General features: G+C 40.8%; 24 protein-coding genes. 2 read left to right on the top strand and 22 right to left on the bottom strand.

The genetic code is table 11. The annotated features are described in order from the left end of the window. Positions 1 to 97: 97 nt before the first annotated feature. Positions 98 to 1,543: a UDP-N-acetylmuramoyl-L-alanyl-D-glutamate--L-lysine ligase gene (locus tag HT724_RS00975; protein ID WP_050262126.1), complete on the top strand. Its 1,446-nt coding sequence runs from the start codon at positions 98 to 100 to the stop codon at positions 1,541 to 1,543. A gap of 45 nt (positions 1,544 to 1,588) precedes the next feature. Here the strand turns inward: HT724_RS00975 and HT724_RS00970 are convergent, their stop codons facing one another. From HT724_RS00970 to HT724_RS00885, 18 genes are all read right to left on the bottom strand, one after another. Next, entirely contained in the window at positions 1,589 to 1,786 is a 198-nt protein-coding gene (locus tag HT724_RS00970) for a CsbD family protein (protein WP_000051199.1), read from the bottom strand. A gap of 99 nt (positions 1,787 to 1,885) precedes the next feature. Then, positions 1,886 to 2,536: a DUF1803 domain-containing protein gene (locus HT724_RS00965; RefSeq protein ID WP_173276367.1), complete on the bottom strand. Its 651-nt coding sequence runs from the start codon at positions 2,534 to 2,536 to the stop codon at positions 1,886 to 1,888. Beyond that, a complete protein-coding gene (locus HT724_RS00960; protein ID WP_173276366.1) occupies positions 2,520 to 3,032 on the bottom strand; it encodes a YiiX/YebB-like N1pC/P60 family cysteine hydrolase in 513 nt (170 codons plus the stop codon). The genes HT724_RS00965 and HT724_RS00960 overlap by 17 nt, the downstream gene beginning before the upstream one ends. An 86-nt stretch (positions 3,033 to 3,118) precedes the next feature. Then, positions 3,119 to 4,054: a manganese-dependent inorganic pyrophosphatase gene (locus tag HT724_RS00955; RefSeq protein WP_173276365.1), complete on the bottom strand. Its 936-nt coding sequence runs from the start codon at positions 4,052 to 4,054 to the stop codon at positions 3,119 to 3,121. A gap of 82 nt (positions 4,055 to 4,136) precedes the next feature. Then, positions 4,137 to 4,424, bottom strand: a complete 288-nt coding sequence (locus HT724_RS00950; protein ID WP_138706465.1) for a GIY-YIG nuclease family protein — start codon at positions 4,422 to 4,424, stop codon at positions 4,137 to 4,139. Beyond that, positions 4,414 to 5,163 carry a tRNA1(Val) (adenine(37)-N6)-methyltransferase gene (locus HT724_RS00945; RefSeq protein ID WP_173276364.1) on the bottom strand — a complete coding sequence of 250 codons (750 nt, stop codon included), beginning with the start codon at positions 5,161 to 5,163 and terminating at the stop codon, positions 4,414 to 4,416. Before HT724_RS00945 ends, HT724_RS00950 begins: the two co-directional genes overlap by 11 nt. A 53-nt stretch (positions 5,164 to 5,216) precedes the next feature. Continuing rightward, entirely contained in the window at positions 5,217 to 5,576 is a 360-nt protein-coding gene (locus tag HT724_RS00940; RefSeq protein WP_119942147.1) for a S1 RNA-binding domain-containing protein, read from the bottom strand. A gap of 1 nt (position 5,577) precedes the next feature. Next, complete coding sequence (locus HT724_RS00935) at positions 5,578 to 6,978, bottom strand: bifunctional Cof-type HAD-IIB family hydrolase/peptidylprolyl isomerase (RefSeq protein ID WP_173276363.1); 1,401 nt, start codon at positions 6,976 to 6,978, stop codon at positions 5,578 to 5,580. Between the two features lie 82 nt (positions 6,979 to 7,060). Next, positions 7,061 to 7,564: a GNAT family N-acetyltransferase gene (locus HT724_RS00930; RefSeq protein ID WP_173249885.1), complete on the bottom strand. Its 504-nt coding sequence runs from the start codon at positions 7,562 to 7,564 to the stop codon at positions 7,061 to 7,063. A 99-nt stretch (positions 7,565 to 7,663) separates the two neighbouring features. Further along, a complete protein-coding gene (gene rpsR, locus HT724_RS00925) occupies positions 7,664 to 7,903 on the bottom strand; it encodes a 30S ribosomal protein S18 (protein ID WP_000068664.1) in 240 nt (79 codons plus the stop codon). A 31-nt stretch (positions 7,904 to 7,934) separates the two neighbouring features. Then, the gene (ssbA, locus tag HT724_RS00920; RefSeq protein WP_000609606.1) at positions 7,935 to 8,405 is read right to left on the bottom strand and encodes a single-stranded DNA-binding protein SsbA; all 471 of its coding nucleotides are present in this window, start codon (positions 8,403 to 8,405) and stop codon (positions 7,935 to 7,937) included. An 11-nt stretch (positions 8,406 to 8,416) separates the two neighbouring features. Then, positions 8,417 to 8,707, bottom strand: a complete 291-nt coding sequence (rpsF, locus tag HT724_RS00915; RefSeq protein WP_001151785.1) for a 30S ribosomal protein S6 — start codon at positions 8,705 to 8,707, stop codon at positions 8,417 to 8,419. Between the two features lie 163 nt (positions 8,708 to 8,870). Continuing rightward, a complete protein-coding gene (locus HT724_RS00910; protein ID WP_173276362.1) occupies positions 8,871 to 15,668 on the bottom strand; it encodes a YSIRK-type signal peptide-containing protein in 6,798 nt (2,265 codons plus the stop codon). Between the two features lie 596 nt (positions 15,669 to 16,264). Next, entirely contained in the window at positions 16,265 to 17,608 is a 1,344-nt protein-coding gene (gene asnS, locus HT724_RS00905; protein ID WP_000167141.1) for an asparagine--tRNA ligase, read from the bottom strand. 18 nt (positions 17,609 to 17,626) lie between these two features. Further along, a complete protein-coding gene (locus HT724_RS00900; protein WP_173276361.1) occupies positions 17,627 to 17,992 on the bottom strand; it encodes a VOC family protein in 366 nt (121 codons plus the stop codon). Further along, positions 17,985 to 19,172: a pyridoxal phosphate-dependent aminotransferase gene (locus HT724_RS00895; RefSeq protein WP_173276360.1), complete on the bottom strand. Its 1,188-nt coding sequence runs from the start codon at positions 19,170 to 19,172 to the stop codon at positions 17,985 to 17,987. The genes HT724_RS00900 and HT724_RS00895 overlap by 8 nt, the downstream gene beginning before the upstream one ends. Further along, a complete protein-coding gene (locus HT724_RS00890; RefSeq protein WP_173276359.1) occupies positions 19,169 to 19,657 on the bottom strand; it encodes a DUF5590 domain-containing protein in 489 nt (162 codons plus the stop codon). The genes HT724_RS00895 and HT724_RS00890 overlap by 4 nt, the downstream gene beginning before the upstream one ends. Positions 19,658 to 19,843: 186 nt before the next feature. Then, on the bottom strand, positions 19,844 to 21,040 hold the full coding sequence (locus tag HT724_RS00885) for an MFS transporter (protein WP_173276358.1): 1,197 nt from the start codon (positions 21,038 to 21,040) through the stop codon (positions 19,844 to 19,846). A gap of 428 nt (positions 21,041 to 21,468) precedes the next feature. Between HT724_RS00885 and HT724_RS00880 the strand changes: the two genes are divergently transcribed. Further along, a complete protein-coding gene (locus tag HT724_RS00880; RefSeq protein ID WP_173276357.1) occupies positions 21,469 to 22,017 on the top strand; it encodes an NADPH-dependent FMN reductase in 549 nt (182 codons plus the stop codon). Between the two features lie 122 nt (positions 22,018 to 22,139). On the opposite strand, the gene yaaA is transcribed toward HT724_RS00880, so the two are convergent. The 4 genes from yaaA to HT724_RS00860 all read right to left on the bottom strand — a co-directional run bounded on the left by yaaA (position 22,140) and on the right by HT724_RS00860 (position 25,193). Then, a complete protein-coding gene (gene yaaA, locus HT724_RS00875; RefSeq protein WP_173276356.1) occupies positions 22,140 to 22,868 on the bottom strand; it encodes a peroxide stress protein YaaA in 729 nt (242 codons plus the stop codon). A gap of 78 nt (positions 22,869 to 22,946) precedes the next feature. Further along, positions 22,947 to 23,111 carry a YczI family protein gene (locus tag HT724_RS00870; protein ID WP_000508267.1) on the bottom strand — a complete coding sequence of 55 codons (165 nt, stop codon included), beginning with the start codon at positions 23,109 to 23,111 and terminating at the stop codon, positions 22,947 to 22,949. Positions 23,112 to 23,175: 64 nt separating this feature from the next. Next, the gene (locus HT724_RS00865; protein ID WP_173276355.1) at positions 23,176 to 24,771 is read right to left on the bottom strand and encodes a hypothetical protein; all 1,596 of its coding nucleotides are present in this window, start codon (positions 24,769 to 24,771) and stop codon (positions 23,176 to 23,178) included. 11 nt (positions 24,772 to 24,782) lie between these two features. Then, positions 24,783 to 25,193 (bottom strand): peptide deformylase, encoded by a 411-nt coding sequence (locus HT724_RS00860; protein WP_173276354.1) that lies wholly within the window; start codon positions 25,191 to 25,193, stop codon positions 24,783 to 24,785. Positions 25,194 to 25,376: the final 183 nt, after the last annotated feature.

Below are 25,376 nucleotides of genomic sequence, written 5' to 3'. Positions count from 1 at the left end.
CATTCAATTTTGATAACTAGGAAAAACTCCTTATCTTCCATTATAAACTTTTCCTTGTTACTTGTAAATTTACGACTTTCGGTTTACAATAGAAAGTATGATTAAGATTGAAACCGTATTAGATATATTAAAGAAAGATGGTCTCTTCCGCGAGATTATCGACCAAGGACATTATCACTACAACTACAGCAAAGTTGTTTTTGATAGCATTAGTTACGACAGCCGAAAAGTAAAAGAAGACACTCTTTTTTTTGCAAAAGGTGCTGCCTTTAAAAAAGAATACCTTCTTTCTGCTATAACACAAGGCTTAGCTTGGTATGTAGCTGAAAAAGACTACGAAGTCGGTATCCCTGTCATCATTGTGAACGATATAAAGAAAGCCATGAGTTTGATTGCCATGGAGTTCTATGGTAATCCACAAGAGAAACTAAAAATTCTCGCCTTCACAGGAACTAAGGGTAAGACAACAGCAGCTTACTTTGCTTACAACATCCTATCTCAACGCTACCCAACCGCCCTCTTGTCAACCATGAATACAACTCTAGATGGCAAAACTTTCTTTAAATCTTCATTCTCAACACCTGAAAATATCGACCTCTTTGATATGATGCATCAAGCTGTGCAAAATGACCGTACCCACCTCATCATGGAAGTCTCCAGTCAAGCCTATCTGGTCAAACGTGTCTATGGTCTAACCTTTGATGTGGGAGTTTTCCTCAATATCAGCCCAGACCATATCGGCCCGATTGAACACCCTAGCTTTGAAGACTACTTCTACCACAAACGTCTCTTGATGGAAAATAGCCGAGCAGTCATCATTAACAGTGACATGGACCACTTTTCTGTACTAAAAGAACAAGTGGCAGATCAAGACCATGATTTCTATGGTAGTCAGTCGAGCCACCAAATCGAGAATTCCAAAGCCTTTAGTTTTTCAGCTACGGGTAAACTCGCTGGTGTTTATGACATCCAGTTAATTGGCCACTTCAACCAAGAAAATGCCGTTGCTGCTGGACTTGCTTGTCTCCGTCTCGGAGCAAGTCTTGAGGACATCAAAAAAGGTATCGCTGCAACCCGCGTTCCTGGTCGTATGGAAGTCCTCACCCAGAAAAATGGAGCCAAGGTCTTCATCGACTACGCCCACAACGGTGACAGTCTGAAAAAACTCATCAATGTGGTTGAAACTCATCAAACTGGAAAGATTGCTCTGGTATTAGGTTCGACAGGAAATAAAGGAGAAAGTCGTCGTAAGGACTTTGGCCTCCTCCTCAATCAACACCCTGAGATTCAAGTCTTTCTGACTGCTGATGACCCTAACTATGAAGACCCAATGACCATTGCAGATGAAATTAGTAGCTACATCAATCATCCTGTTGAAAAAATTGCGGATCGCCAAGAAGCCATCAAGGCAGCAATGGCCATCACTGAACAAGAACTCGATGCTGTCATTATTGCTGGTAAGGGAGCAGATTGCTACCAAATCGTCCAAGGAAAAAAAGAAGCCTATCCTGGAGATGCAGTCGTAGCAGAAAATTATTTATAAGGATTGTAAAAAAAATCAAGGGAAAATGAAACCCTTGATTTTTTCCTATTCTTTAGTAAAAACGTTTTTCAAACCTTCAACGGCACCTTCTACAGCACCTTTAGCATCTTCAACTACTTCTTTTGCCTTAGCAACTGTTTTTTCAACAGCTCCTTCAAGTTCTGTCTTGCTGTCTCCAGTAACTTTACCAAAACCTTCTTTGACAGCGCCTGTTGCTTGTTCCAATTTGTTTTCAAGTGACATATGATTGTCTCCTTTAGTTTTATTCCGATATGTGTTATCGGTTACATTAGTATAAACTTATCGATAGATAAAGTCAAACAATGTGCTCAGAAAAAGCAATCACACTAAATAGAAAGTTAATCTCTCCTTGTCAAAATCGACAGCCAACTCATACTTTCCATCTTCATTTTGGACTATATAACCCAGGACAACTAAACTGTCCACAAAGATATCACGGCGTTTCTGCATCAGTTGATCTTTTTTGAGAAATTTTAGCAAAAAAGTTGTCATGTATTTGAGGGCATACTCAGGATTAACATCTCCTAAAATGTCATAAAGTTCCTGCTGTTTTTCTGTCAAAGGATACTGATGTTTGACCTTGTAGAAATAATTAGACAGGGTCATTTTTGATCTCGCAAAGTCCGTCTTTTCAACTAAAATAGCTGCATTGGTTTGATTGCGCAATTCCGTCTCAAAACTTTGCTCTAACAAGGCTTGATAGACCGGACTAGCTTCGCTGACAAAAATCTCTTGATCCAGTTCGAGACTATCGAGTGATTCAAACATAGGAAGATTAAGGTAATAACGCTTATTTTCTCGTAGAATCAAGCCTGCCTTTATATACTCTTCCATGAGTTTATCAACTGCCACATCTGGAAATTGAGCCTTAATTTCTCGCAAAATCACATCCTCATGCTGGTCCAGATAGCGGATTAATTCTCCAAAAAATGGCTGTCTCGTCAAACGAGATGGATTAAAAATCTGAATCATGAAGATTCCTTTCTTTACATTCTAACAGAGGCGATGCTGCCAACTGACTGGGATTGGTCCCCGGCTGGTTCAGAGGAACAGGCAGACCTAGTTCTCTGTAATACTCTCTCCAAAAATCACTAATCTCCTGCTCCCCATCTCCAAATTTCATAGGAATGGTTTCAAAAATGGGGAGAATTTCTGCCATATACTGGGAACAGTAAAAGCCTTCTCCATCTGGATAGAAAGAAGCATTATAAGGTGCTCCTAGATGTTTGCAAGCTTTTTCCTTCACAGACTGGATATCCATTTCTGGGTAAACATAGAGGTCGTACAAGTGATTGGGCTCAAAGAAGTCTGCAGGTTCTTGACAGACAACACCAGCCTGTCCACTAGCGTGGTAAATCATCCCATCCAAATAAATGGCAACATGGTTATAGTTGCCTGTGGAAGTCTGGATGACCTGTCCCATATCTGACTCATCTCTCACAAAAATCAAATCGCCATTTTCTAACATGCTTCACTCCTAGAAAAAAAGGAGCCGAAACTCCTTTCGATATAAGGCAAACTAGACTTTCCGATTTTGAACTGACACCTAAAATCTTACGCATTAAAGCTTTCAGTCAATTGAGGTACAACTTGTTTCTTACGTGAAACGGCACCAGCAAGGAAGGCATGATTGTTTTCAAGTTTGAAGTTGAAGGCTGCTTCAACCTTATCCATGTTAGCACCAAGTGCTAGGATTTCTGAGTTTGAGTTGACGATATCTGTAATCATCAAGACAAAGTCAGAGTAACCTTTTGCTTCGTTAGCAGCTTGCATTGCAGCTTCAATTTCTGCTTGGCGTTCCAATACTTCAGCGATGTCCACTGTGTTTACTTGGGCAACACGGACATTATTTCCGTTCAATTCAAAAGTCTTAGCATCGATGTCAATCAATTCGTCAGCAGATTTGCTAGCCAAGTTTGTACCAGCTTTCAGCATAGCCAAGCCATACTCTTCCAAGTTTACACCAGCCAATTCAGCCAATTCAGGAGCAATAATCTTATCTGTTGGATGTGTTGTTGGTGATTTCAAAAGAAGGGTATCTGAAATCAAACCTGAAAGCATCAAACCAGCAATCTCTTTAGGCACAGCTACACCATGTTCTTTGAACATACGATAAACGATTGAAGACGCTGAACCAACTGGCTCCAAACGCATGTAGAGTGGGCTTGCAGTTTCAAAGTTAGCCACACGGTGGTGGTCTACAACACCATAAACTTCTACTTCAGCGATATCTGATACAGATTGTTGGAATTCATTGTGGTCAGTCAAGATAACTTGCTCTGCTCCTTCTGCTTTGGCAGAAGTAATAACACGCGGTGCTTCTACACCAAAATAGTTCAAGACAAAGGCTGTTTCTTCATTTGGAGTTCCAAGAGCAACAGCTTCCGTATCCAAACCGTAAGCTTCTTTTGCAAGGTAGGCAAAGGCTACAGACGACCCGATGGCATCTGAGTCTGGATTTTGGTGACCAAATACTAGAATCTTAGACATGATAATACCTCATTTTGTTTATTCTCTTTATTGTAGCATTTTTTTCGCTTTTTGACAAAAGTAAGAGGAGTCAAATGACTCCTCACGATTCTTCAAAATAACTGACTAAATTTCTATCTTGATTTTCAGATAAAAATCTTTCCTTCTGTGGCCTCTTCTTACGCTTGAGAAGGGCTTCAGCCGACATGGCTTCTTCCTTACTGGCAAAACCTTGAGCATAGATAAGTTTGACTGGCAAGCGTGCTCGTGTGTATTTGGCTCCCTTCCCACTATTATGGACAGCGAGGCGTCTCTTCACATCAGTCGTATAGCCTGTATAGTAGGATCCGTCACGGCACTCCAGCACATACATATAAGCCTTATAATCCATAATAAATCTCTTCGAGTTCCGGCGTATAAGAGCCATCATCATTGTGAACAATGAGAGGTGGCAAGACCTTAAAGCCACTTGTCGAGCCATCCTTGATAGCCTCAATCAAAAGCATATTGGCTTCTTTTTCCCGCTTTGGATAAACAAACTGCAGGCGCTTAGGGGCTAGATTATGCCGTTGTAACGTATCCAAAATATCCAGAAGTCGATCAGGACGATGAACCATGGCCAAACGACCATTAGACTTGAGAATACTCTGGGCACTACGACAGATTTCCTGCAAATTGGTCGTGATTTCATGGCGCGCCAAGAGATAATGTTCACTCTCATTTAAGTTGGAATGAGGATCCACCTTGAAATAGGGCGGATTACACAAAATCATATCCACCTTACTTCCCTGGATGTAAGCAGGCATATTTTTCAAATCATCACAGATGACCTGCATCTGCTCCTCTAAGCCATTCAAACGGACAGAGCGCTCAGCCATATCCGCCAAACGCTCCTGAATCTCAACAGCCAAAATCTGTGCCTGAGTACGAGTGCTAGCAAATAGCCCCACTGCTCCATTTCCAGCGCAGAAATCCACTATCAAGCCCTTTTTAGGAAAACGTGGAAAACGTGACAAGAGAACACTATCCACCGAATAGCTAAAAACCTCTCTATTTTGAATGATTTTGATATCTGTTGAGAAGAGCTGGTTAATGCGCTCCCCTGATTTTAATAATTGTTCTTCTTCCATGGTTCTATTATAGCAGATTTATATTAACATTACAAAAAATATAAAATTCTAAACTACTTCTTCTTTTTTAAATGGTGCAAGGCTTCTCTAGTCCAAATTGGCATCATTCGTTTAAGAGGCGCAAAGCCGTAGTTAAAACGGTCGCTTGAAAAGCGTCTCCGTCTCGGAAACTGGTGCTTTTCTTCCTCCAAAGTGCGGATAGAAAGACTAGCTTTCCCTGTAAATTCATCTAAATCTACTACCTGAACCTGAACCTCTTCATCGACTTTCAAGGCTTCATGGATATTTTCAATAAAGCCTGTCCGAATCTCTGAAATGTGAATCAGCCCCGTATCACCCGTCTCTAGCTCAACAAAGGCACCGTAGGGCTGAATCCCTGTAATACGCCCCTTTAGCTTATCACCGATTTTCATCTTAGTCCTCGATTTCAATTGTTTCAATCACGACATCTTCAACTGGCTTGTCCATAGCCCCTGTCTCAACAGCAGCAATGGCATCCAAGACAGCGTAAGAAGCTTCATCAGCTAGCTGACCAAAAACCGTGTGACGGCGATCTAGGTGAGGAGTTCCACCTTGATTGGCATAGATTTCCGCAATCGGTTCTGGCCAACCACCACGAGCAATTTCTTTTTTAGAATAAGGCAGGTGTTGATTTTGCACGATAAAGAACTGGCTGCCGTTGGTATTTGGACCAGCATTTGCCATGGAAAGAGCACCACGGATATTGTAAAGCTCTTCTGAGAATTCATCCTCAAATGATTCGCCGTAGATGGACTCGCCACCCATACCAGTTCCAGTTGGGTCTCCACCTTGAATCATAAAGTCCTTGATAATACGATGGAAAATGACACCATCATAGTAACCATCTTTTGAAAGAGCTACAAAGTTAGCCACTGTTTTAGGAGCATGTTCAGGGAAAAGCTTGATACGCAAGTCTCCGTGATTGGTCTTAATAGTCGCGATAGGACCTTCTACTGTTTCAATGTCTACTTGTGGGAAATGCAATTCTTTTTCTACCATACCAAATCCTTCTAAGGCATCAAAAATGCCATCTTCTTCTAATGTTTTTGTAATATAATCTGCTTTTTCTTTGATGTTATCATGAGAAATTCCCATGGCAACGCTGATTCCAGCATAATCAAAGAGTTCCAAGTCGTTGAGCCCATCTCCAAAAACCATGACGTTCTCTGGTTTCAAACCAAGGTGTTCCACAACCTTTTCCACACCCGTCGCTTTGGAGCCTGAAATTGGCACAATATCAGACGAATGCTCATGCCAACGAACCATGCGAAGTTTGTCTGAGAGACTGTCAGGCAAGTGCAAGTCATCTCCCTTATCTTCAAAAGTCCACATCTGATAGATGTCTTCTTTTTCATGAAAATTAGGATCTACATCTAAATCGGGGTAAATTGGATTAATCGCTTCACTCATCATATCGGTGCGAGTCGACAACTTGGCATCATGACTCCCAACCAAGCCATACTCTATTTCCTCTTGCTTGACCCAAGAGATATACTCCTCAACATCTGACTTCTCAATCTGATGTTGATAAATAACCTGACCTTTTTTATCTTCGATATAGGCACCATTTAAGGTTACAAAAAAGTCAGGATTCAGTTCACGAATTTCTGACACGACACCAAAAATCCCTCGTCCAGAAGCAATACCTGTCAAAATTCCTTTCTCACGTAATTGCTTAAAAACAGCTGGGATTGAAGCCGGAATAAAACCTGTCTTGGAATTCCGCAATGTATCATCAATATCAAAAAAGACAATCTTGATCTTCTTTGCCTTATATCTTAATTTGGCATCCATCTCACTACCTCTTTCAATCTAACTCTTTCCATTATACCATAAAGTAGAGAAATCCCCTATTTTCACAGAAATTCGCTATCTCTTATTCGAACTTCTTGGATAAGTACAGAACTAAATCATCATTATTTTGAATAGTAGCATTCATTTCCAAGGGTTGATTTCGATACCAAACGCCTGAACCATCTGGAATATAGCCTCGTTTGATGTACAATCTCTGGGCAGGTCCATAGCCTGAGTGCAAACCTACACCCAACGTCACTTTGTCTGAAAAAAACTTAACTCGATTTTCTGCTTCTTCTAGCAGTTGACTCCCAATCCCTTGATTTCGAAAAGGCTCAAACACATTAAAATCTGATAATTCTGGATAGACTTCTGCAAAAGGACCATGTTTAGCAGAGGGCAAAATGGTAACGTAGCCCGCTACAGCACCATCAATCTCTGCAACTAAGACTTCTCTCTCCCCACTTTCCTGTTCCAGAAAATATCTAGCCAAAATTTCCTCTCTACCAGGCCAACCTTGATTCATAAAGCCGTGAGATAAGGATTCAATATCAGACTTAATCATATTTCTAATCGTACAATTCATCTTTGACTTACCCACCTTTACTCTTTCTATTACTATTATAGCACGCCAAGGTCAGAAAAAAACTATCTCGTGAAAAAAAGACCCACCCGGGTCTTTTCTTTAATCTTCGTTTACGAAAGGCATCAAAGCCATTACGCGAGCACGTTTGATAGCTGTTGTTACTTTACGTTGGTTTTTAGCTGAAGTTCCTGTTACACGACGAGGAAGGATTTTCCCACGTTCTGAAACGAAACGGCTAAGAAGCTCAGTATCTTTGTAATCAACATATTCAATTTTGTTTGCTGCGATGTAATCAACTTTTTTACGGCGTTTGAATCCGCCACGACGTTGTTGAGCCATGTTTTTTCTCCTTTATAATTTTAGTTGTCCATTAGAATGGTAAATCATCATCTGAAATATCCAATGGATTTGTTGCTCCAAATGGATTTTCATCACGTGAAAAGTCTGGTACTGAATTTGTAGGTGCTGAATAGTTTGCAGTTGGGGCAGAGTAAGCTCCACCTGTATGACCTTCACGCACACTACGGCTTTCCAACATTTGGAAATTCTCAGCCACGACCTCTGTCACGTAGACACGTTGTCCTTGCTGGTTATCGTAACTACGAGTCTGGATACGACCTGTCACCCCGATAAGTGAGCCTTTTTTAGCCCAGTTAGCAAGGTTTTCAGCCTGTTGACGCCACATAACGACATTGATAAAATCAGCCTCACGTTCGCCATTTTGACTCTTAAATGTACGGTTTACTGCAAGAGTAAAAGTCGCAACTGCTACATTTGATGGGGTATAACGCAACTCAGCGTCACGTGTCATACGCCCCACAAGTACAACATTGTTAATCATAGTTTACCTTCTTACGCGTCAATTTTGACGATCATGTGACGAAGAATGTCAGCGTTGATTTTTGAAAGACGGTCAAACTCTTTAAGAGCTGCATCGTCGTTTGCTTCAACGTTAACGATGTGGTAAAGTCCTTCACGGAAATCTTGAATTTCGTATGCAAGACGACGTTTTTCCCAAGTTTTTGATTCAACAACAGTTGCACCGTTGTCAGTCAAAATAGAGTCAAAACGTGCTACCAAAGCGTTTTTAGCTTCTTCTTCAATGTTTGGACGAATGATATAAAGAATTTCGTATTTAGCCATTGATATGTTCCTCCTTTTGGTCTAATGACCCCAAGACTTTGCAAGGGGTAAGTGAGGTTCGCTCACAATAAACCATTATACTAGAAAAAAATTTTTTACGCAAGTAAAAACACCGAAATAAAAAAAGAAGATGACGAATCATCTTCTCAAAAACTATGAGTTTTTAGTCTTCTTTCTTCTTGCGAGCAAGAAGTCCAAATCCACTCAATACTCCAAGAAGTCCAAGTGCTGCAAGACTAGCGTTAGCTTCTGTACCAGTATTTGGTAATTCTTTTTGACCATCAACATATTTAGGTGTTGCTGGCATTTGAGGTTTAGCTGGCTGTTCAGGTATTGCTGGAGTTGCTGGCTCTACCGGTTGTGCTGGTTGAGTCGGTTCAACCGGTGTTGGAGTTGGCATCTCAACTTTGCGGAAGATATGTCTGATATTTCCATTTGAATCTGTGACAGTCTTCACATATTCGTAACCTGGAATTGTTCCCGGTTCTTTAGAACCTGGCTCAGTTGGTTTCAATGGATTTCCATTCTCATCAGTCCAAGTAGTTGTATTTTGCTTACTTGGATTTGGTTGAGGAACAGGTGAAGGTGTTGGAGCTGGTGGTGTTACTTTTTCATAAACATGAACAGTATCTCCATTTGACAGTTTCTTAGTCTCTACGAAGCGGTAGCCTGGAATGTCTTTCTTATCGACTGTTCCCGGTTCACTTGGATAGTTAGGAATTTCCTTCCCTTCTTTGTCTTTGAAGAAGGTACTTACTTTTTCGTAGATGTGTTCTGTATCACCATTTGGTAATTTCTTAGTCTCTACGAAGCGGTATTCTGGAATATCTTTCTTATCGACTGTGCCTGGTTCACTTGGATAGTTTGGAATTTCCTTACCTTCTTTGTCTTTGAAGAAGGTACTTACTTTTTCGTAGATGTGTTTTGTATTTCCTTTTTCATCAATTTCAGTTCTAACAACATTGTATCCTGGAATTTGTTCCGAAGGTTTAGTTCCATCTTTAGGTGGAAGTAAATCTGTTTCTTTGCCATCTTTTTCAATAACTACATATCTAGTATCTGGGCGAACAGTTGGAGTATAAGTTTCAGAAACTACTTTGCCATTGACGTCTTTCACTTGAACTGTTACTCCAGAAGTTTTCCCTACGAAATCTTTTTCTGGTGTAAATTCAACGACTCCATCCTTCAGTACATATGTTCCTTCTCCTGGAACTACAACTTCTTTCACTTCTTTACCAGTTTTATCAACTAATGTCAGAGTAGATTTATCAAGCTCAACTTCTTCATCGCCTTTATTAAAGTTTACTGTTGTATTATCTTGATCTGGCGTATCAAATACTACAGGAGATGTTTGAATAGTTCCACGAGCTCCTTCAGTAGCCGATGAAGCACCTGTTGGGGTCACATCTGTTACCGTTGGGGTGTACATTGACTTAGTTGTGATAATTGCTGTAGTCTTATCATCAGAAATTAAAACCGCTGATTCAACAACTGTCACAGGAGTCGGCGTTCCTACATAAGATGGCACTGGTACAAAGGTTACCTGACCTTTATCGTCTACTGTGTAGGTTCCAACATTCTCTACCACTACTTTACCATCATTATCTGCACCTTCCAATGCATAAGTGCGTGCTGTGATATGACTAGTATCAGAAATAGTATAAGTCAGAGCTTTCCCTTCATCTGTTGATTTTTGAGTATGACCTTGGATGTTTGTCGTTGCAACGTCATTTCCTGCAGAGGTTACAGGATTTACTGTTGGAGTATAGGTTGTTTCAGAAGTGATTGTCGCCTGCGACTGATCTGCAGTCTCTAATCTATAAGTAACTTTTACTCCTACACTTGTCTTATTGGCATCACTTGATACATAGCTAGCTACGGGAACAAAGGTTACTTTACCAGTTGTATCAATTGTATAAGTACCAACACCATCTACAGTTTTAGTAGTTGAATCGTTATCCAAAGTATAACTTGGAGTGACGGTAACACCCGTACCAGCTTCTGGAGCTGTGTAAATTGGCGTACCACTTTGAGTTGAACCTTGGGTTCCAGTAGACGTTGCAGGTTCAGCTGAAGCTTTAACAGGATTTACTGTTGGAGTATAGGTTGTTGTTGCTTCAGTTCCATTGGTATCAGTAATACTTACTGTTACAGGATGTGCTTTTCCAGTAAATGTAGCAAGCGGAGTGAAGGTAACAGCATTGGCTCCAGTTGAATCTTTAACAAGCTTATAAGTACCCTGATTCGCTACAGTAACGCTACCGTCACCATTAACAGTTCCATTTTCTGCACCTACTAGCTTCACAGATGTTTTATCTAGTTCGATTGATTTAGACTCACTATTTATAATCGCAGTTCCTTTGACGAAGTTTAGAGCATTCTCATCTTTATTAACTAGATTGTAAACGATGCTAGAAGTTTGAGTTTCGCCTTGAATTCCATTTGTCTTAGAAGATTCTGCGCTTGGTTTCACTCCAACAATCTTCGGAGTATAGGTTGTTGTTACTTCAGTTCCATTAGCATCAGCAATTTTCACTGTTACTGGAGTTACATTTCCTGTATAAGTGGCTACCGGAGTGAATTGAACATAAGACTTACCGTCTTCTTTTACGATAGAGTATGTTCCTTGACCAGCTACCGATACTTTACCTTCACCATCAGCTCCTACTAGAGTCAGAGTAGCTTCATTTAAATCAACAGATTTTTCAGTTCCATTTACAGTCTCACTTCCTTTGCTAAAGTTCAAGGTATTTACATTTTCATCTTTAGCATTGAGAACCACTTCAGATTTTTGAACAGCTCCCTGAATGCCTGTAGTTGAAGCTTCACTTGCAGTTGGAGTAACACCAACAATGTTTGGTGTGTATTCACCACGTTTATCGTCTTCTGGTTGCGTACCATTGTTATCTGAAACAACAACTTGGACAGGTTTTACTGCTCCAACATAAGCTTTATTGGTTGGAGTAAAGGTCACGAGACCTGTTGACTTGTCAATACCGAAGGTACCAATCTCATCACCAGCTTTCACAGTACCATTATCTGCTGCAGCGTAAGCTGGAGTTGTAGCACCATCCGCTACTTCTGTACCTGCACTATTAAGAAGTTTATAGCTATCTGCCTTCAATGGGACTGTTTTTCTAGCTCCATTGACTTCTGCAGAACCTGGGGTAAAAGTCGGTTTACCTGTTTGAACTTGACCTTGAATATCTGTTGAAGATACCTTAGTTCCCTCTGGTCTAACGCCAATAACTGTTGGTGTGTAAGCCGCCGTAGATGTTAATGGATCAACTCCGGCTACTGTCACAGTCAATGTTACCTTAGCTGGATTTGGAGTTCCCACAAATGTTGGATTAGGAGTAAAGGTTACCTCACCCGTATCCTCATTGATTGCATAAGTACCTACAGTAGCTCCTGTATTATCTGTAGCATCTGTTGACTCTAAGCTATAAACTTTTGTACCATTTGTGGTAGAAGAAATCTTAGTTTTCTCTGCGTCATCAAAATTGAAGCTTGGAGTACCTTTCTGAACCGCTCCTTGAATATCGCTAGTAGTTGCAGGCGTTCCTTCAATACCAGCTTTAACAGTAATGGTGTAGGTTGTAGTCGTTGTAGAAGTGTTCACTCCGTGATCAGTCCCAGCAGTCGTATCCCCAACCTCTGTTCCATCAACCAAGTTTGTATTACTATCTACAGCATTGACAGTAACACTATACACACCAACTTTTGTCAATTTAAGAGATGTTTCAGCTGGATAGTTGGCTGCATCTCCAGATGTAGTCTCTGCAAACACAGTGTTGCCATCTGGATCCTTAACAGTAATACTTGTTACTTTTGTTTTATGACTTTCCTTGAATGCATCCCCTGCGTTACTTAGAGCCAACTTATTATCTTCAGCATCGCTGACACTCACCTTAGCACCAGTAGCAGCTGCAGGGCGGTCGATTAGGTTAACAGTTGTATTCAAGGTACTCTCGTAAGAATTCGAAGTAGCAGTTGGTTTCGAGTTGATGATAGTAGAAGTGCTGGTGTTTTCAGCCATAATTCCCTTAACAGTCCCAGTATAACCCGAACTAGTTTCAATTTCCCATGTGTCATCACCAGTCTTATGGGCTTTTACTGTAGACTTATCGCTTGCTGACCATTCCTCACTATTTTTATCATACTGAACAGTAATGTACATACCATTACCTGTAGCAGTGTTTGCTGTGTCTTCCTTGTTATAAACTGTCTCAGTTAAATCAACACTGTTAACAGCCGTCACTTTGTCCATATTATTGTATGTTCTGGTATATTCGTACAAGTCAAACTTCATGGAGCCATCTGTTTGAGCACGGGTTGAAACTTCTCGTTTGGTGATTGTGTAATTATCGTTGCCATCATTTAACTCTGTTCGCACCGTTGCATCAGAGTCAGCTAATTCATAACGACCTGATTTAGGGTTTAGATTTGCTGTATATTTCGTACCGTTTGTTGCAGAGTTCAACTCCACCTTGGTTCTCATGAGGTTAGCCGTAACATTTTCAGTTTTAGCATATACAGAAATCTTAGAAACTCCAGCTGCTGCCGTCGCTTCAGGTTTTACTGATAGAGAAAATTCATTCCCTACCGTTCCAACTTCATCTCCAGCAGAAACCGCTGTATTCGTTGTTCCCTCTTGTACAACCCACTTGCCAGCCTTATTTTTTAAGATAGTCTTGGAGCCATCTGGTGTTGTAATTTCTGCATAGGTTGCCCCATCTGAAATTTCAACCGGTACGGTGCTGTCATAAGTAGCTATGTTCTTTACCGTTACCTTAGGTGCAATGACAAAGGTCAATTCTCCACGACCTTCTTGTGTATCATAATTCCAACTGTAATTCCTTGCACGGTCTGTAAGGTTATAATCTTTCGCGTAGGCAGTCACATGGTAAACACCTGCCTTTGTTGGTGTTCCAGAGATCAGTCCCTTCCCATCATAGCCAACAGTTTTACCATTTTCAGTAATAGGAGTAGTCCCTGCGTTTGGTTTATAAGTCAAACCTGGGATAGCTGTATCCACCGTTGACCCCTTTGTTGAGATATTTCCTGAAATTCCAGAAGTCCCATTGCCATATGAGTGGCGAATTGAGATATCTGTACCATTAGCCAAAGTATAGGAAACATTTCCACTTGCAGTGGTTACACGGGAACCTGACTCATCCTTGTAATGGATATCTACAGGTGCAATCTCTTCTCCGACCGTTCCTTTATGAACTGTATTATTACTTTCTATGGTTGGTGGTGTAGTATCTTGCCAACCAATCCAACCCCCACGTAAGTTTCGGTAAAATGCACGAACACTTGCATTGGTTTTGGTATTGGTATAAGTCACATAGGTTCGTGTATCGTATACCCCATCTGCAATATTACTTACAACAATCTTGCCCTCAATCGTGTCAGTAGCAGCATTGTATGTTAAGCCACTTGGTAAGTTTTCCGGTGCAACTTTTGAGATAGTCCAACCAGCTTCCTTAGCAGCATCTGTTAGGTCAAAACGTTCCTTGATTTTATCTATATAAACGCGGTCTTGACCTTGCTCATAGGCATAGTGATAAATGTGGGTAGCTAGATACTCAAATCCACCATTCGCTTTATATATATCGTTGTTGCCACCCGAAATTGTCGAACCGTCTATACGTTTTTTACCTTTCCAAAGAACTGCCTCTTCTGCCAAGGCTTCTTCCTGTTCCTTGGTTAAGGGATAATCCATACGTCCTTTATTGTTAACTCCACCACCTGCGTTTCCAGGATTCGTATCTGTCCCTGAACGTTGACTAGAATAAACAACTGCTTCTAAAGATGTAATATCCCCAACGATATCATACGTAGAGAGATCTCCATTTTTTGCTGCAGTAGCATTGAACTGATAAATATCTTTACCTGTATGATTCTCTTTTGTTGGAGAGCTAGCTTTAATTGTGTAAGTCCCATCCCCATTTGGATTTGGAGTTGAAATATAGTCGCTGGCTGTTAGCAGCTGACTTCCCTCTTTCATCTCTTGACCATTACGGCTATCACGACTACCTGAGCTTGAGCCTGTTACAAGGTTTACAAGGCTGTTGCGTACACGTTTTGCTTCTTGCACACGTTTTTCAAGTTCAGGGATTGTGATATTTGCATCCTCAAGGCTTGATGTTATCAGTTGAAGACTTGCTTTTGCCTTTTCTATCACCACAGGGTCTGTAGCCAATTTCTCTGCTTGTGGTAAGTAGCTAACAAGGTCTTCTTGCACTGTCGCCAACTCTGCCTTTGCATCTTCAGCTGTTTTTTCTTCAGCTAGACTTGCATCAACCGGTTTTTCAACTTCAGTTGCTGTTGAGGCAGCTGTTGTTGCTTTTTCCTTATTTTCCGATTCAGCTGGTGTTACTCCAAGAACTTTAGGCATGCTTGCAATAATCGAGACTTGTGAACGACTCGCTTTAGCAACTGTGTTCACTTCTGATTGGCTGGCATTTCCTTTGGCAAGGATTGCTTTCGCATCTGCCAGTACTTTCTCTGCATTTGCAATAGTAGATGCCGGAACTTTAGAACGATTAATCTTAGATAATCCTAGTTCCAAGTCAGAGATTGTATCCTTAAGAATAGTCTTATCTGCAACTGTTTCTGTAGAGGATTCAGTTGCCGCTGCTTCGGTATTCTCATCGCTAGCTTGGGATGATGCAGTTTCTTCACTAGTGCCCCTAGTTAGGACTGGCGCTGCGTCATAAGTAGTGGGTTTAGATGAGTTAGCACCTTGATTAGCACCCTCATCGCCTATGGTCGGTGTTGGAGTCGTTGTTGAAGATGTTTCATTAACTCCTTCTACTTCCGTTGCTGATACCGCACCAGCTCCAAGGAACATCAAACCAGCTGCAATCGCTACTGATGCCGCCCCAAAACTATACTTACGAATACCATAACGAAGATATCTTTCAGTTCTAAAATCTTGTTGACCTCTCTTCATGAGATTCAACCTCCTTTATGCATGTTTTTTAATATTGAATTGAAATACACAGACAAACAAAAAGCCCCCCCCCCTTAAATTTTTTAGTAATATTAAGAGGTTATCATTTTAAAAAGGGTTGCCTAATAATTATCAATATCGTTTAATATTGTATCATACGACTATTATTAATTCAAGTTTCATCTCCATATATTTATCGTTTCAATCCAATATTGCCTTCGATACAATAGAACGTGCACAAGTTTTTAAACACTAACATCAATGTACTAGAATACGAAACTCCATTCTGAACAACTAATAGTATGAGTCTAGTAAAAGACTCAATTTTATAAGAATAGGGAGTAAATATTTTCACGAAAAGCGCATATAATCAAGATTTTAAATACCCAATAGTATGCGATTTTCTAATTTTTAATACTTTGTATTCAGACTAACTCATTCCGTTTTCTTTATAGCTTGTTTCTATCTATTAACAAAAATGTATTGCCATAATCATACCGTAGAAACTTAACTCCTTTTATAAAAGCTGATAATATTTCCTTTCACTTCCAGAGCTTTCTATAGAAAAAAAACGCCACATGGGCGTTTTCCTGTTCTTACGGTTTGATACGGTGCAACATACGTGGGAATGGAATAGCTTCACGGATGTGTTTTGTTCCTGCCGCGAAGGTGACCATACGTTCGATACCGATACCAAATCCACCGTGTGGAACTGTACCGTATTTACGAAGGTCAAGGTAGAATTCATATTCTGTACGATCCATGCCAAGTTCATCCATCTTAGCAACTAATGCATCGTAGTCTTCCTCACGCATAGATCCACCGATGATTTCTCCATAGCCTTCTGGAGCAAGCAAGTCTGCACAGAGCACGCGCTCTGGATTTCCAGGAACTGGTTTCATGTAGAAGGCCTTGATGGCTGCTGGGTAGTTCATGACAAATGTTGGCACACCAAAGTGGTTTGAAATCCAAGTTTCGTGTGGTGAACCAAAGTCATCACCATGCTCAAGATGCTCGTAGTCAGCATCTTCATCATTTTCATGCTCTTGCAAGAGGTCAATGGCTTGATCATAAGTGATGCGTTTGAATGGCTCTGCAATGTAGCGTTTCAAGAGCTCTGTATCACGTTCCAAAGTTTCCAAGGCTTGAGGCGCGCGGTCAAGAACACCTTGTAGAAGAGCTTTCACATAAGCTTCTTGCAAGTCAAGTGATTCATCGTGTGTCAAGTATGAGTACTCTGCGTCCATCATCCAGAACTCAGTCAAGTGACGGCGCGTTTTTGATTTTTCAGCACGGAAAACTGGACCAAAGTCAAAGACACGACCAAGAGCCATCGCACCTGCTTCTAGGTAAAGCTGACCTGATTGGCTCAAGTAGGCTGGCGTTCCGAAGTAATCAGTTTCAAAGAGTTCTGTTGAATCTTCTGCCGCATTTCCTGAAAGAATTGGGCTATCAAACTTCATGAAGCCGTTCTTGTCGAAGAACTCATAAGTTGCGTAGATGATAGCGTTACGAATTTGCATCACCGCTACTTGCTTACGAGAACGGAGCCACAAGTGACGGTTGTCCATCAAGAAGTCTGTTCCGTGTTCTTTTGGTGTAATTGGGTAGTCTTGAGATTCACCGATCACTTCGATGTCTGTAATGTCCAACTCATAACCAAACTTAGAACGTTCGTCTTCTTTGACAATACCTGTCACATAAACAGACGTTTCTTGGCTCAAACGTTTGATAACATCAAACTTCTCAAATCCTACTTCTTCACCAAATTTTTCTACAAAGTTTGGTTTAAAGGCCACACCTTGGAAGAAGGCAGTTCCATCACGTAATTGCAAGAAGGCGATTTTCCCTTTTCCTGATTTGTTGGCAACCCAAGCGCCAATCGTCACTTCCTGACCAACATAGTCTTTTACATCAATAATCGTTACACGTTTTGTCATTGTTTTTCCTTTTCTTTTTTATTCTTTATGGCAAACCACTTCTATATTGTTCCCATCTGGGTCAATCATAAAAGCAGCGTAGTAAATCGGTTGCTCACTGCGATAACCAGGAGCTCCATTGTCTCGCCCACCTGCCTCTAAGCCAGCCTCATAACAAGCCTGAACCTCTTCCTTATTTTCTGCTAAAAAAGCAAAGTGAATAGGATCTTGTGTCCCCTGAGCCAGCCAAAAATCACCATCAGGATGAGGGCTGTTTGGGGCAAGAAAACTGATTAGAGAAGTAGTCTTAAAAGCCAATTTATAGCCCAAAGGAGCGAGAAAACTTCTATAAAATCCTTCTGAAATTTGTAAATCCTTTACCTTAATTTCAAAATGATCAATCATTCTCACTACCCATAAATGCTTTCAAGCGTTCGACTGCTTCTTTAAGCGTGTCTAGGTCTGTCGCATAGCTGAGACGAACATTTTCTGGTGCTCCAAACCCTGCTCCTGTTATGAGTGCCAAACCAACTTCCTCAAGAATAGCTGTTGTAAAGTCAGTCACATCCGTATAACCTTTCATCTCCATAGCTTTTTTGACATTTGGGAAGAGATAGAAAGCTCCTTGTGGCTTAACGACTTCAAAACCAGGGACCTCACATAATAGCGGATAAATGGTATTGAGACGCTCCTCAAAAGCCTGACGCATGATATCAACAGAATCCTGTGGTCCTGTTAAGGCTTCGATAGCCGCATATTGAGAAACAGATGTCAAATTTGAAGTTGTTTGTCCTGTCAATTTACTCATAGCTGCAATGATTTCCGGATCACCTACCGCATAACCAACTCGCCAACCCGTCATGGCATAGGCCTTAGATACACCGTTGATAACAATGGTTTGCTTACGAATTGCTTCTGATAGACTTGAGATTGGAACAAATTCATTTCCATTATAAACAAGGCGACCGTATATATCATCTGCTAAGATCAGAATGTCATGCTCAACTGCCCAATTTCCGATAGCTAGTAATTCTTCACGAGTATAAATCATACCAGTCGGATTAGATGGTGAATTGAGAACCAAAACCTTTGTCTTATCTGTCCTAACTAGTTCTAGTTGATCCACCGTGACTTTAAAATCATTGTCTTCTTTAGCTTGAACAAAGACTGGAATCCCTTCTGCCATCTTGACCTGATCTCCATAACTAACCCAATATGGAGTTGGAATAATAACCTCATCTAAAGGGTTAATTACAGCCATAAAGAAAGTATAGAGGGAGAACTTAGCACCTGTGGCAAAGGTAACCTCATTACTTGCTACAGAATAGCCATAGTAGCGCTCAAAGTAGGTATTCACTGCAGCTTTTAATTCTGGTAGACCTGAAGCTACTGTATAGAAGGAAGCCTGTCCTTCTCGAATAGCTTTAACTGCTGCATCCTGAATATTTTCAGGAGTGTGAAAATCTGGTTGTCCCAAGGTCAAGAAAAGGACATCCTTACCTTGAGCTTTTAAATTTTTTGCTCTCGCATCACTAGCTAGAGTGACACTTTCTTCCATTTCTAAAACACGGTTGGATAGTTTCATAAGCCCTCCTTATTGACCAATGCTCCTGTTTCAAAATCTACTAGATAAAAATCAGATCCTGACTTGACTTCCCAGATTGGCTTGTCTTGATAACGACCGAAGGTAATCTTGTCAATCTCGCCAGCTCCTTTTTCCTTAGAAACCGCTTCTGCTTTTTCTTGTGAAACACCCTGATTTAGCTGATAAACGTAAATCTTATGGTCATCTTTCCCAATCAGGACAGCAAGTGCTTCTTGCTGTTTATTACGACCAAGAACGCTATAATAGGATTCCAAGCCATTATACAAATCAACCTGATCAGCCTGCTCTAATCCTGCATACTGCTGAGCTAATTTTTCTCCTTCACTTTTAGCTGTTTGATAGGGTTTCATACCGAGAGAAACCAGATACAGAAAGGAAGCACTGATAACCACAAATAAAATCGTCATCCCTAGACCATACTGCCACAGTAGATTATTTTTTGCTTTGTTTTGTCTTTTTTTCACTCGTCTATTTTACCATCTATTGGGCTTTATTACAAGCGAATGCAAGAACAAACCTATATTATTTCTTCCTTCAAACAAAACAGATTTTTCTTAGTTAAAACCGAGCAAGAAAAGTAAAGACACAAGCGAAATCAACCTATTAAAAAACCTGAGCTTAGTACTCAAGTTTTTAGAAGTTCTTTTAATTTATGGAATTATTTTATCATCTATTCTTTTAGCCATTTTTCCTAAAAAGATAGCTAATAAAAGGCTAATCATGACTAAAAAGAAGCCTAGATAAAGAAATGTTAGCACAAAGCCTAAATGGTCAATCAACCAGCCTGTCAGTGGGAAGAAGACAATCATACTCAGGCTAAACATCATAGAGTAGACACTCAGCATGGTTGCCCTTACTTCACTTGGGAGCCGCTCTTGCAAATCATTGTCAAAAATCGGCTGAAAAAGAGCATATAGAGCATTACTAATCAAATAAATCAAAATATAGATTAGAGGTGTTCCAAAGTAGGACAGCAGGTAGATAACTCCAGTCAGCAGGACGAGGATAGGGAAAAGCTTCAAGGCGGCATAGTTCTTTCCAATCTTACTCGCTAGATAGACTGCGACGATATTCAAGAGACTACCAAGTAGCATAACTGCTGAAATTTGCCAACTACTTAAATCTGGTAACTGATTTTGATAGTAAAAATAAAACATGCACATGAGTACTCCGACAATCTGAGATAAAATCATCCAGTTGAACAGTATGGGATTTCGCTTCAACTCATCCTTAACAGTCCAAATAATCTGTTTCATGGTCACACTATCAGCTTTTTCTAGCTTGACACTCGGTTCTTTCAGCATCCAAATCAGGAAAAGAACTATGATAGAAGTGGCAATCATGATATAGTAGGTCAGGTGCAATTGACCATGGACAAAAAATCCCGCCAACACTGTCCCCAAAGACCGAGTTCCTTCCGACACCCCTGATAGGAAGCTTGAAATGGATAGATAACGCTCCTTTAGTCCAGCCTCTACAGCCGAGTCATAGACCATTGCTGCGCTTGTGCCTGAATCAAAATTATAAGACAAGGCACTTACCGCCATAGCTAGTGCATAAATCCAAAAATTTCCCTGCCCAGCCAACATAAGAATAGAAGACACAATCCCTGCTATTCGACTTAAATAAAGGTTGGTCTTATAGGAATAGCGGTCAGCTAACATTCCAGATGGAATTTCACAGAGAAGACTGGTCGCATGAAAGATACTCTCCAGAAGTCCAATCTGCCAAAGAGACATGCCGTTTTGACTGAGAAAGAGAATCCAAAAACTGGTAATCCCTAAAAATGCAAAAAACTCAACTCCGGCCATCAGGCCAATATTTTTCCGATAATTTCTTATTAACATCTTTTCTCCTTAACAAGTGTATTATTATTTCTTTTGTCCGTCACTTGTTAATCTGTGCCTTACATGATCTCCACCCCTTTTTAGAAGCATTCTTCAATGCCATTATTGTTCCTGAAATGATTTATGAAATGATACCGGAAAATAGCTGTTATGCGGTTTCTATTACGAGTTTTCTTGTTTATTTTAGCACTTATGCCATCATATTACAAGAGAATATAGGAACAATCGCACTTTATTTCTTCCTTCAAAGCAAACCAGAATCCAAAAAACAGTTCTTACTTTTCCAGTGGCAACTGACTAGAGCTTCTGTAATTTTATAATTTTCAAATAAACTCTGAGCAGATTTCTTGCAAGTCCTTTTGTTTTGTTGTAATATATTTCATAACAACGAGAGATTTCTCGGAAATTTAAGAAAAAGGAGACACATCATGTCTAAAAAAGTATTATTTATCGTCGGATCACTACGTCAAGGTTCTTTCAACCACCAAATGGCGCTCGAAGCTGAGAAAGCACTTGCTGGTAAAGCGGAAGTTAGCTACCTTGATTATTCAGCTGTTCCTCTCTTCAGCCAAGATTTGGAAGTTCCAACACATCCAGCTGTAGCGACTGCTCGTGAAGCAGTTCTCGCTGCTGATGCCATCTGGATCTTCTCTCCAGTCTACAACTTCTCTATCCCTGGTACAGTGAAGAACTTGCTTGACTGGCTATCTCGTGCCCTTGACTTGTCTGATACACGCAGCGCTTCTGCCCTTCAAGACAAGTTTGTCACAGTATCATCTGTAGCCAATGCAGGTCACGATCAACTCTTCGCTATCTACAAAGACCTCTTGCCATTTATCCGTACACAAGTCGTTGGCGATTTCACCGCTGCACGTGTTAATGACTCTGCTTGGGCAGACGGAAAATTGGTTCTTGAAGAAACAGTCCTAAACTCACTTGAAAAACAAGCTCAAGACTTGGTCAATGCTATCAAGTAACTAACATAATAAAAGCGAACAAGACTACTTTTCTGACACTCAGAAGTCTAGCTTGTTCGCTTTTTTCTCATTTATAAACTAAAATAGCTGATGATACATATTATCCAATACAAAATATCTTTTCATACTTCCTTAACAAAAACCAATTCCTGTGGCTGTGACAGATCTTCTCGGTAGGCAAATCCTGCAAAGCTTAAGCGACGAGCTTCCTCCACCGTTTGTACTTGATTTTCTATCAGGGCTGTCAGGAAGGCACCACGCGCTTTCTTGGAAATGGTTGAGTGAATTTTCAGCTGACCTCCTCTATCCTCCATAAATTTGAAGGTCACCATTTTTTCTCTGATTTCCTTAGAAAATACCATCTCAAACTCGGACGACAAGAGGGAGAAAATCACTTCTTCCTGCTTCACAGCTTCATCATAGGCTGCCTTCCAATGGCTCTTCAAAGTCTTACCATCGACTTTGAACTTCATCAAAAAGTCCAAACGGTGAGGGGCCATGGGTGACAAGGCTGGAACGACACCGTACAAAGCCGAAGTAATAAAGACATGATTTTCAAGATAGGCTTGTTCCGCCTCGGTCAGTTTGTCTCGCTTGATATGACGATACATAAGTCCATCAAAAAGTTTCAATGCTGGGTAGTGTTGAGCAGTTTGACTTTTCAAAGCTTGGATATGTTGAAATTCTTCCGCCGCTTTCTCGGCTGAAACTTTGTAAAAACTCTCCAATTTACTAGCAGAATAGAGAGCCAAGGCATCCAGCACGGCCTGACTTTCTGGTTTTAAAGGAGTTGCCTCGATACTTGGCAAGTCTGTGTTCATTTCTTTTGCTGTTGGGATTAAAATTTTCATATTAATAGTGTAGCATATTTTTTAACCACAACCAAGAAATTCATCTAAAAAACCTCGGTTTAACCGAGGTTTCTCTATTTATTTGGGCCATCCTAACCAGACAGCTACGAGAACAAGGGCTATGCCAGCTAAACTTGTTAAGATAGATAAGAATTTATCTTTTTTCTCCTTGAACTGAGAAAAACCTATCTTCAAAGCGAGCAGTCCGAGTAGCATTGAAGCAACCATCAAATAAAAACCCATTTCTTTGTCCTCCATTAGGCTTAATTTACTTTATTATAACATATATTTCTTAAATAAACCTTTTTTACTGCACTTTAAAGGTCTTGAGATAGTTGTCTTTTCCTACTTGACCCTCGAAGGTTTTACCATTTTCAAGGTAAGGAAGGTCATCGGATACTGAGGCCTTAACCTTGTAAATCTTGCCATCAACTTTAAAGAAGTAGACGGTGTCTCCCTTGATAACAGCTGATTTGAGGTCTGCTACCACACCCTTGATGCTTTCTGTTGTTTCATTATCAATTTCAAGGTCGTTTTTATTGGCATACTTGCTGAGCATCTCTTCCACTGTCGTAGCTACGATAACGTTTTGGTACTCGACTGCGTCTACCAAAGCATACTCTTTGACCAAGCCAGCATTGTCCTTCAAGCCCATGATGTAGAGAGGCTTGTCATTGAGGTTGATGAGGATTGGGAAGGTTGCCTTGTAGGATTTCTCCTGAACAGCACCTTCTGCTGATTCACGGGCTGATTCTTCGGTCGCAGAAGCCAAGCTATACTTAGTGATTTCTCCTGTTCGCATATTTTCAAGGATGAAACCAAGATTACTCTCATCCGCATTAGCCGACGTCACACCTGTGTAGAGATAGATGTCATTACCAATAGACAAGTAATTATAGCCCTTGGTAGTCTGGGTCACGTTTTTCTTGGAAATCATGGCATTCCAGAAACCGTCCTTGTACTTGCCGTTGTAGTTGATTTGCTCAATAGTTTCCTCAGCTGGATAGACCCTGTCCACCCATTCTGGAACATCTGCCAAGCTGTATTCCTTGGTTTCTCCATTTGTGGCGTCCAATATAATGACTGAAACAGGACGAGGAACCGCAAGTCCAAATTGCTTTTGGTAAACCGTCGCCACATAGAAAGGATTGCCCTCATCGTCCACCTCGAAGGATGGCGTTTTGAAGATTTTGGTTGGGTACTTCAAGCGCAGGTGTCGTTTGACATCACGGTTAAAATACTCCGAGTCCGAATACTTGATTGGTGTCTTCAAGTCCACCAAGTCCGCATTTCCAGTTACCATATCCACCTTGATATACTCGCCGATTCCCTTGGCCTGATTGTTAAACCATTTGATAGGGTCTGCGTATTCTAGCGGCGTCACTCGATAAGGCTTCCCATCAATCGTTAGTTGAGTATAGGTGTCTGCCGCCACGTACTGCGATACCTTATCCGTTAGGGAACCTAAATAGCGGTCCCCAATTTTTTCAGCAGTACTTCTATCTAGGATAGGAACCTTACTGGTGTCACTCTTAGGAAATTCAGTAAAGTCTTTTTCCGTGACCGTAACTACATTGGCATAATTTTTAGCCTGAAAAATGCTAGAAGTCACCAAGGAAACCAAAGCTGCTAAGAGAAGAACTCCTCCAATCGAAGCTAAAAGAATTTTCCCTAACCGATTGATTTTAAAACCCTCAAGATTTAAGGCAGCTTCTGCCTTGCCGTGGCGCACATGAACTGTTTTGACAAGGTTTATCCCCTTGCCAAAGCCAAATAAGACTGCGACAACCAGCAAATGCCCACAGAGGAAAAAGAGAAATTCCCAGCTGGTCAGGTTAAGGGGCGGTAAAAAGATATACCAGGTCGTTGCGATAAAAATAAGTTCAAAGACTATTCGTTTCATTTGCTTTCCTCCTAAATGATTCGTCCTTCCAAGTGATCCAGTTCATGCTGGCAAATCTGAGCTGGGAAACCTGTCAAAGTAATGGTCTGTTCCTGCCACTTGCTGTCACGATAGGACACCGTAATCGTTTCATAACGGGTCGTCGATCGAACCCCAGTCAAAGACAAACAGCCTTCCTCTGTCTCATAAGGTCCTTCAAATGACAGGAGCACTGGGTTAAACATGACCACAGGAACCAAGCCAAGATTAAAGATAATCACGCGCTTCTGCACCCCAATCATATTGGCAGCCAGACCGACACAAGTTTCACGATTTGCTAAGAGTGTATCCTGCAAATCTCTAGCAAGATACAGATCATCCTGACTTGCCAGCTGAGATACCTGGGATAAAAACAAAATATCCTTCACAATTTTCTTTTCCACTTCCTCACACTCCTCTTGATGTTTACTATGTTATAGCAATTATAGCACAAAAGTCGGTAACTGCAAGCCCTTTCCCTCAACTGTAGCAAAAAGCCATCCGAAGATGACTTTTTTGCTACTTGTACTCAATGAAAATCAAAAAGCAAACTAGGAAGCTAGCCGCAGGCTGTACTTGAGTACGGT

The organism is Streptococcus sp. k-402, assembly GCF_013277515.1.
Taxonomy (GTDB): Bacteria; Bacillota; Bacilli; order Lactobacillales; family Streptococcaceae; genus Streptococcus.
Note: the sequence above shows the minus strand (reverse complement) of the source record. Positions and strands in the feature narration are given on the sequence as shown.

Bases quoted from the DNA above. Each gene is read 5' to 3' on its own strand.
- HT724_RS00975 (WP_050262126.1), top strand. From the start codon at position 98: ATGATTAAGATTGAAACCGTATTAGATATATTAAAGAAAGATGGTCTC.
- HT724_RS00970 (WP_000051199.1), bottom strand. From the start codon at position 1,786: ATGTCACTTGAAAACAAATTGGAACAAGCAACAGGCGCTGTCAAAGAA.
- HT724_RS00965 (WP_173276367.1), bottom strand. From the start codon at position 2,536: ATGATTCAGATTTTTAATCCATCTCGTTTGACGAGACAGCCATTTTTT.
- HT724_RS00960 (WP_173276366.1), bottom strand. From the start codon at position 3,032: ATGTTAGAAAATGGCGATTTGATTTTTGTGAGAGATGAGTCAGATATG.
- HT724_RS00955 (WP_173276365.1), bottom strand. From the start codon at position 4,054: ATGTCTAAGATTCTAGTATTTGGTCACCAAAATCCAGACTCAGATGCC.
- HT724_RS00950 (WP_138706465.1), bottom strand. From the start codon at position 4,424: ATGGATTATAAGGCTTATATGTATGTGCTGGAGTGCCGTGACGGATCC.
- HT724_RS00945 (WP_173276364.1), bottom strand. From the start codon at position 5,163: ATGGAAGAAGAACAATTATTAAAATCAGGGGAGCGCATTAACCAGCTC.
- HT724_RS00940 (WP_119942147.1), bottom strand. From the start codon at position 5,576: ATGAAAATCGGTGATAAGCTAAAGGGGCGTATTACAGGGATTCAGCCC.
- HT724_RS00935 (WP_173276363.1), bottom strand. From the start codon at position 6,978: ATGGATGCCAAATTAAGATATAAGGCAAAGAAGATCAAGATTGTCTTT.
- HT724_RS00930 (WP_173249885.1), bottom strand. From the start codon at position 7,564: ATGAATTGTACGATTAGAAATATGATTAAGTCTGATATTGAATCCTTA.
- rpsR (WP_000068664.1), bottom strand. From the start codon at position 7,903: ATGGCTCAACAACGTCGTGGCGGATTCAAACGCCGTAAAAAAGTTGAT.
- ssbA (WP_000609606.1), bottom strand. From the start codon at position 8,405: ATGATTAACAATGTTGTACTTGTGGGGCGTATGACACGTGACGCTGAG.
- rpsF (WP_001151785.1), bottom strand. From the start codon at position 8,707: ATGGCTAAATACGAAATTCTTTATATCATTCGTCCAAACATTGAAGAA.
- HT724_RS00910 (WP_173276362.1), bottom strand. From the start codon at position 15,668: ATGAAGAGAGGTCAACAAGATTTTAGAACTGAAAGATATCTTCGTTAT.
- asnS (WP_000167141.1), bottom strand. From the start codon at position 17,608: ATGACAAAACGTGTAACGATTATTGATGTAAAAGACTATGTTGGTCAG.
- HT724_RS00900 (WP_173276361.1), bottom strand. From the start codon at position 17,992: ATGATTGATCATTTTGAAATTAAGGTAAAGGATTTACAAATTTCAGAA.
- HT724_RS00895 (WP_173276360.1), bottom strand. From the start codon at position 19,172: ATGAAACTATCCAACCGTGTTTTAGAAATGGAAGAAAGTGTCACTCTA.
- HT724_RS00885 (WP_173276358.1), bottom strand. From the start codon at position 21,040: ATGTTAATAAGAAATTATCGGAAAAATATTGGCCTGATGGCCGGAGTT.
- HT724_RS00880 (WP_173276357.1), top strand. From the start codon at position 21,469: ATGTCTAAAAAAGTATTATTTATCGTCGGATCACTACGTCAAGGTTCT.
- yaaA (WP_173276356.1), bottom strand. From the start codon at position 22,868: ATGAAAATTTTAATCCCAACAGCAAAAGAAATGAACACAGACTTGCCA.
- HT724_RS00870 (WP_000508267.1), bottom strand. From the start codon at position 23,111: ATGGGTTTTTATTTGATGGTTGCTTCAATGCTACTCGGACTGCTCGCT.
- HT724_RS00865 (WP_173276355.1), bottom strand. From the start codon at position 24,771: ATGAAACGAATAGTCTTTGAACTTATTTTTATCGCAACGACCTGGTAT.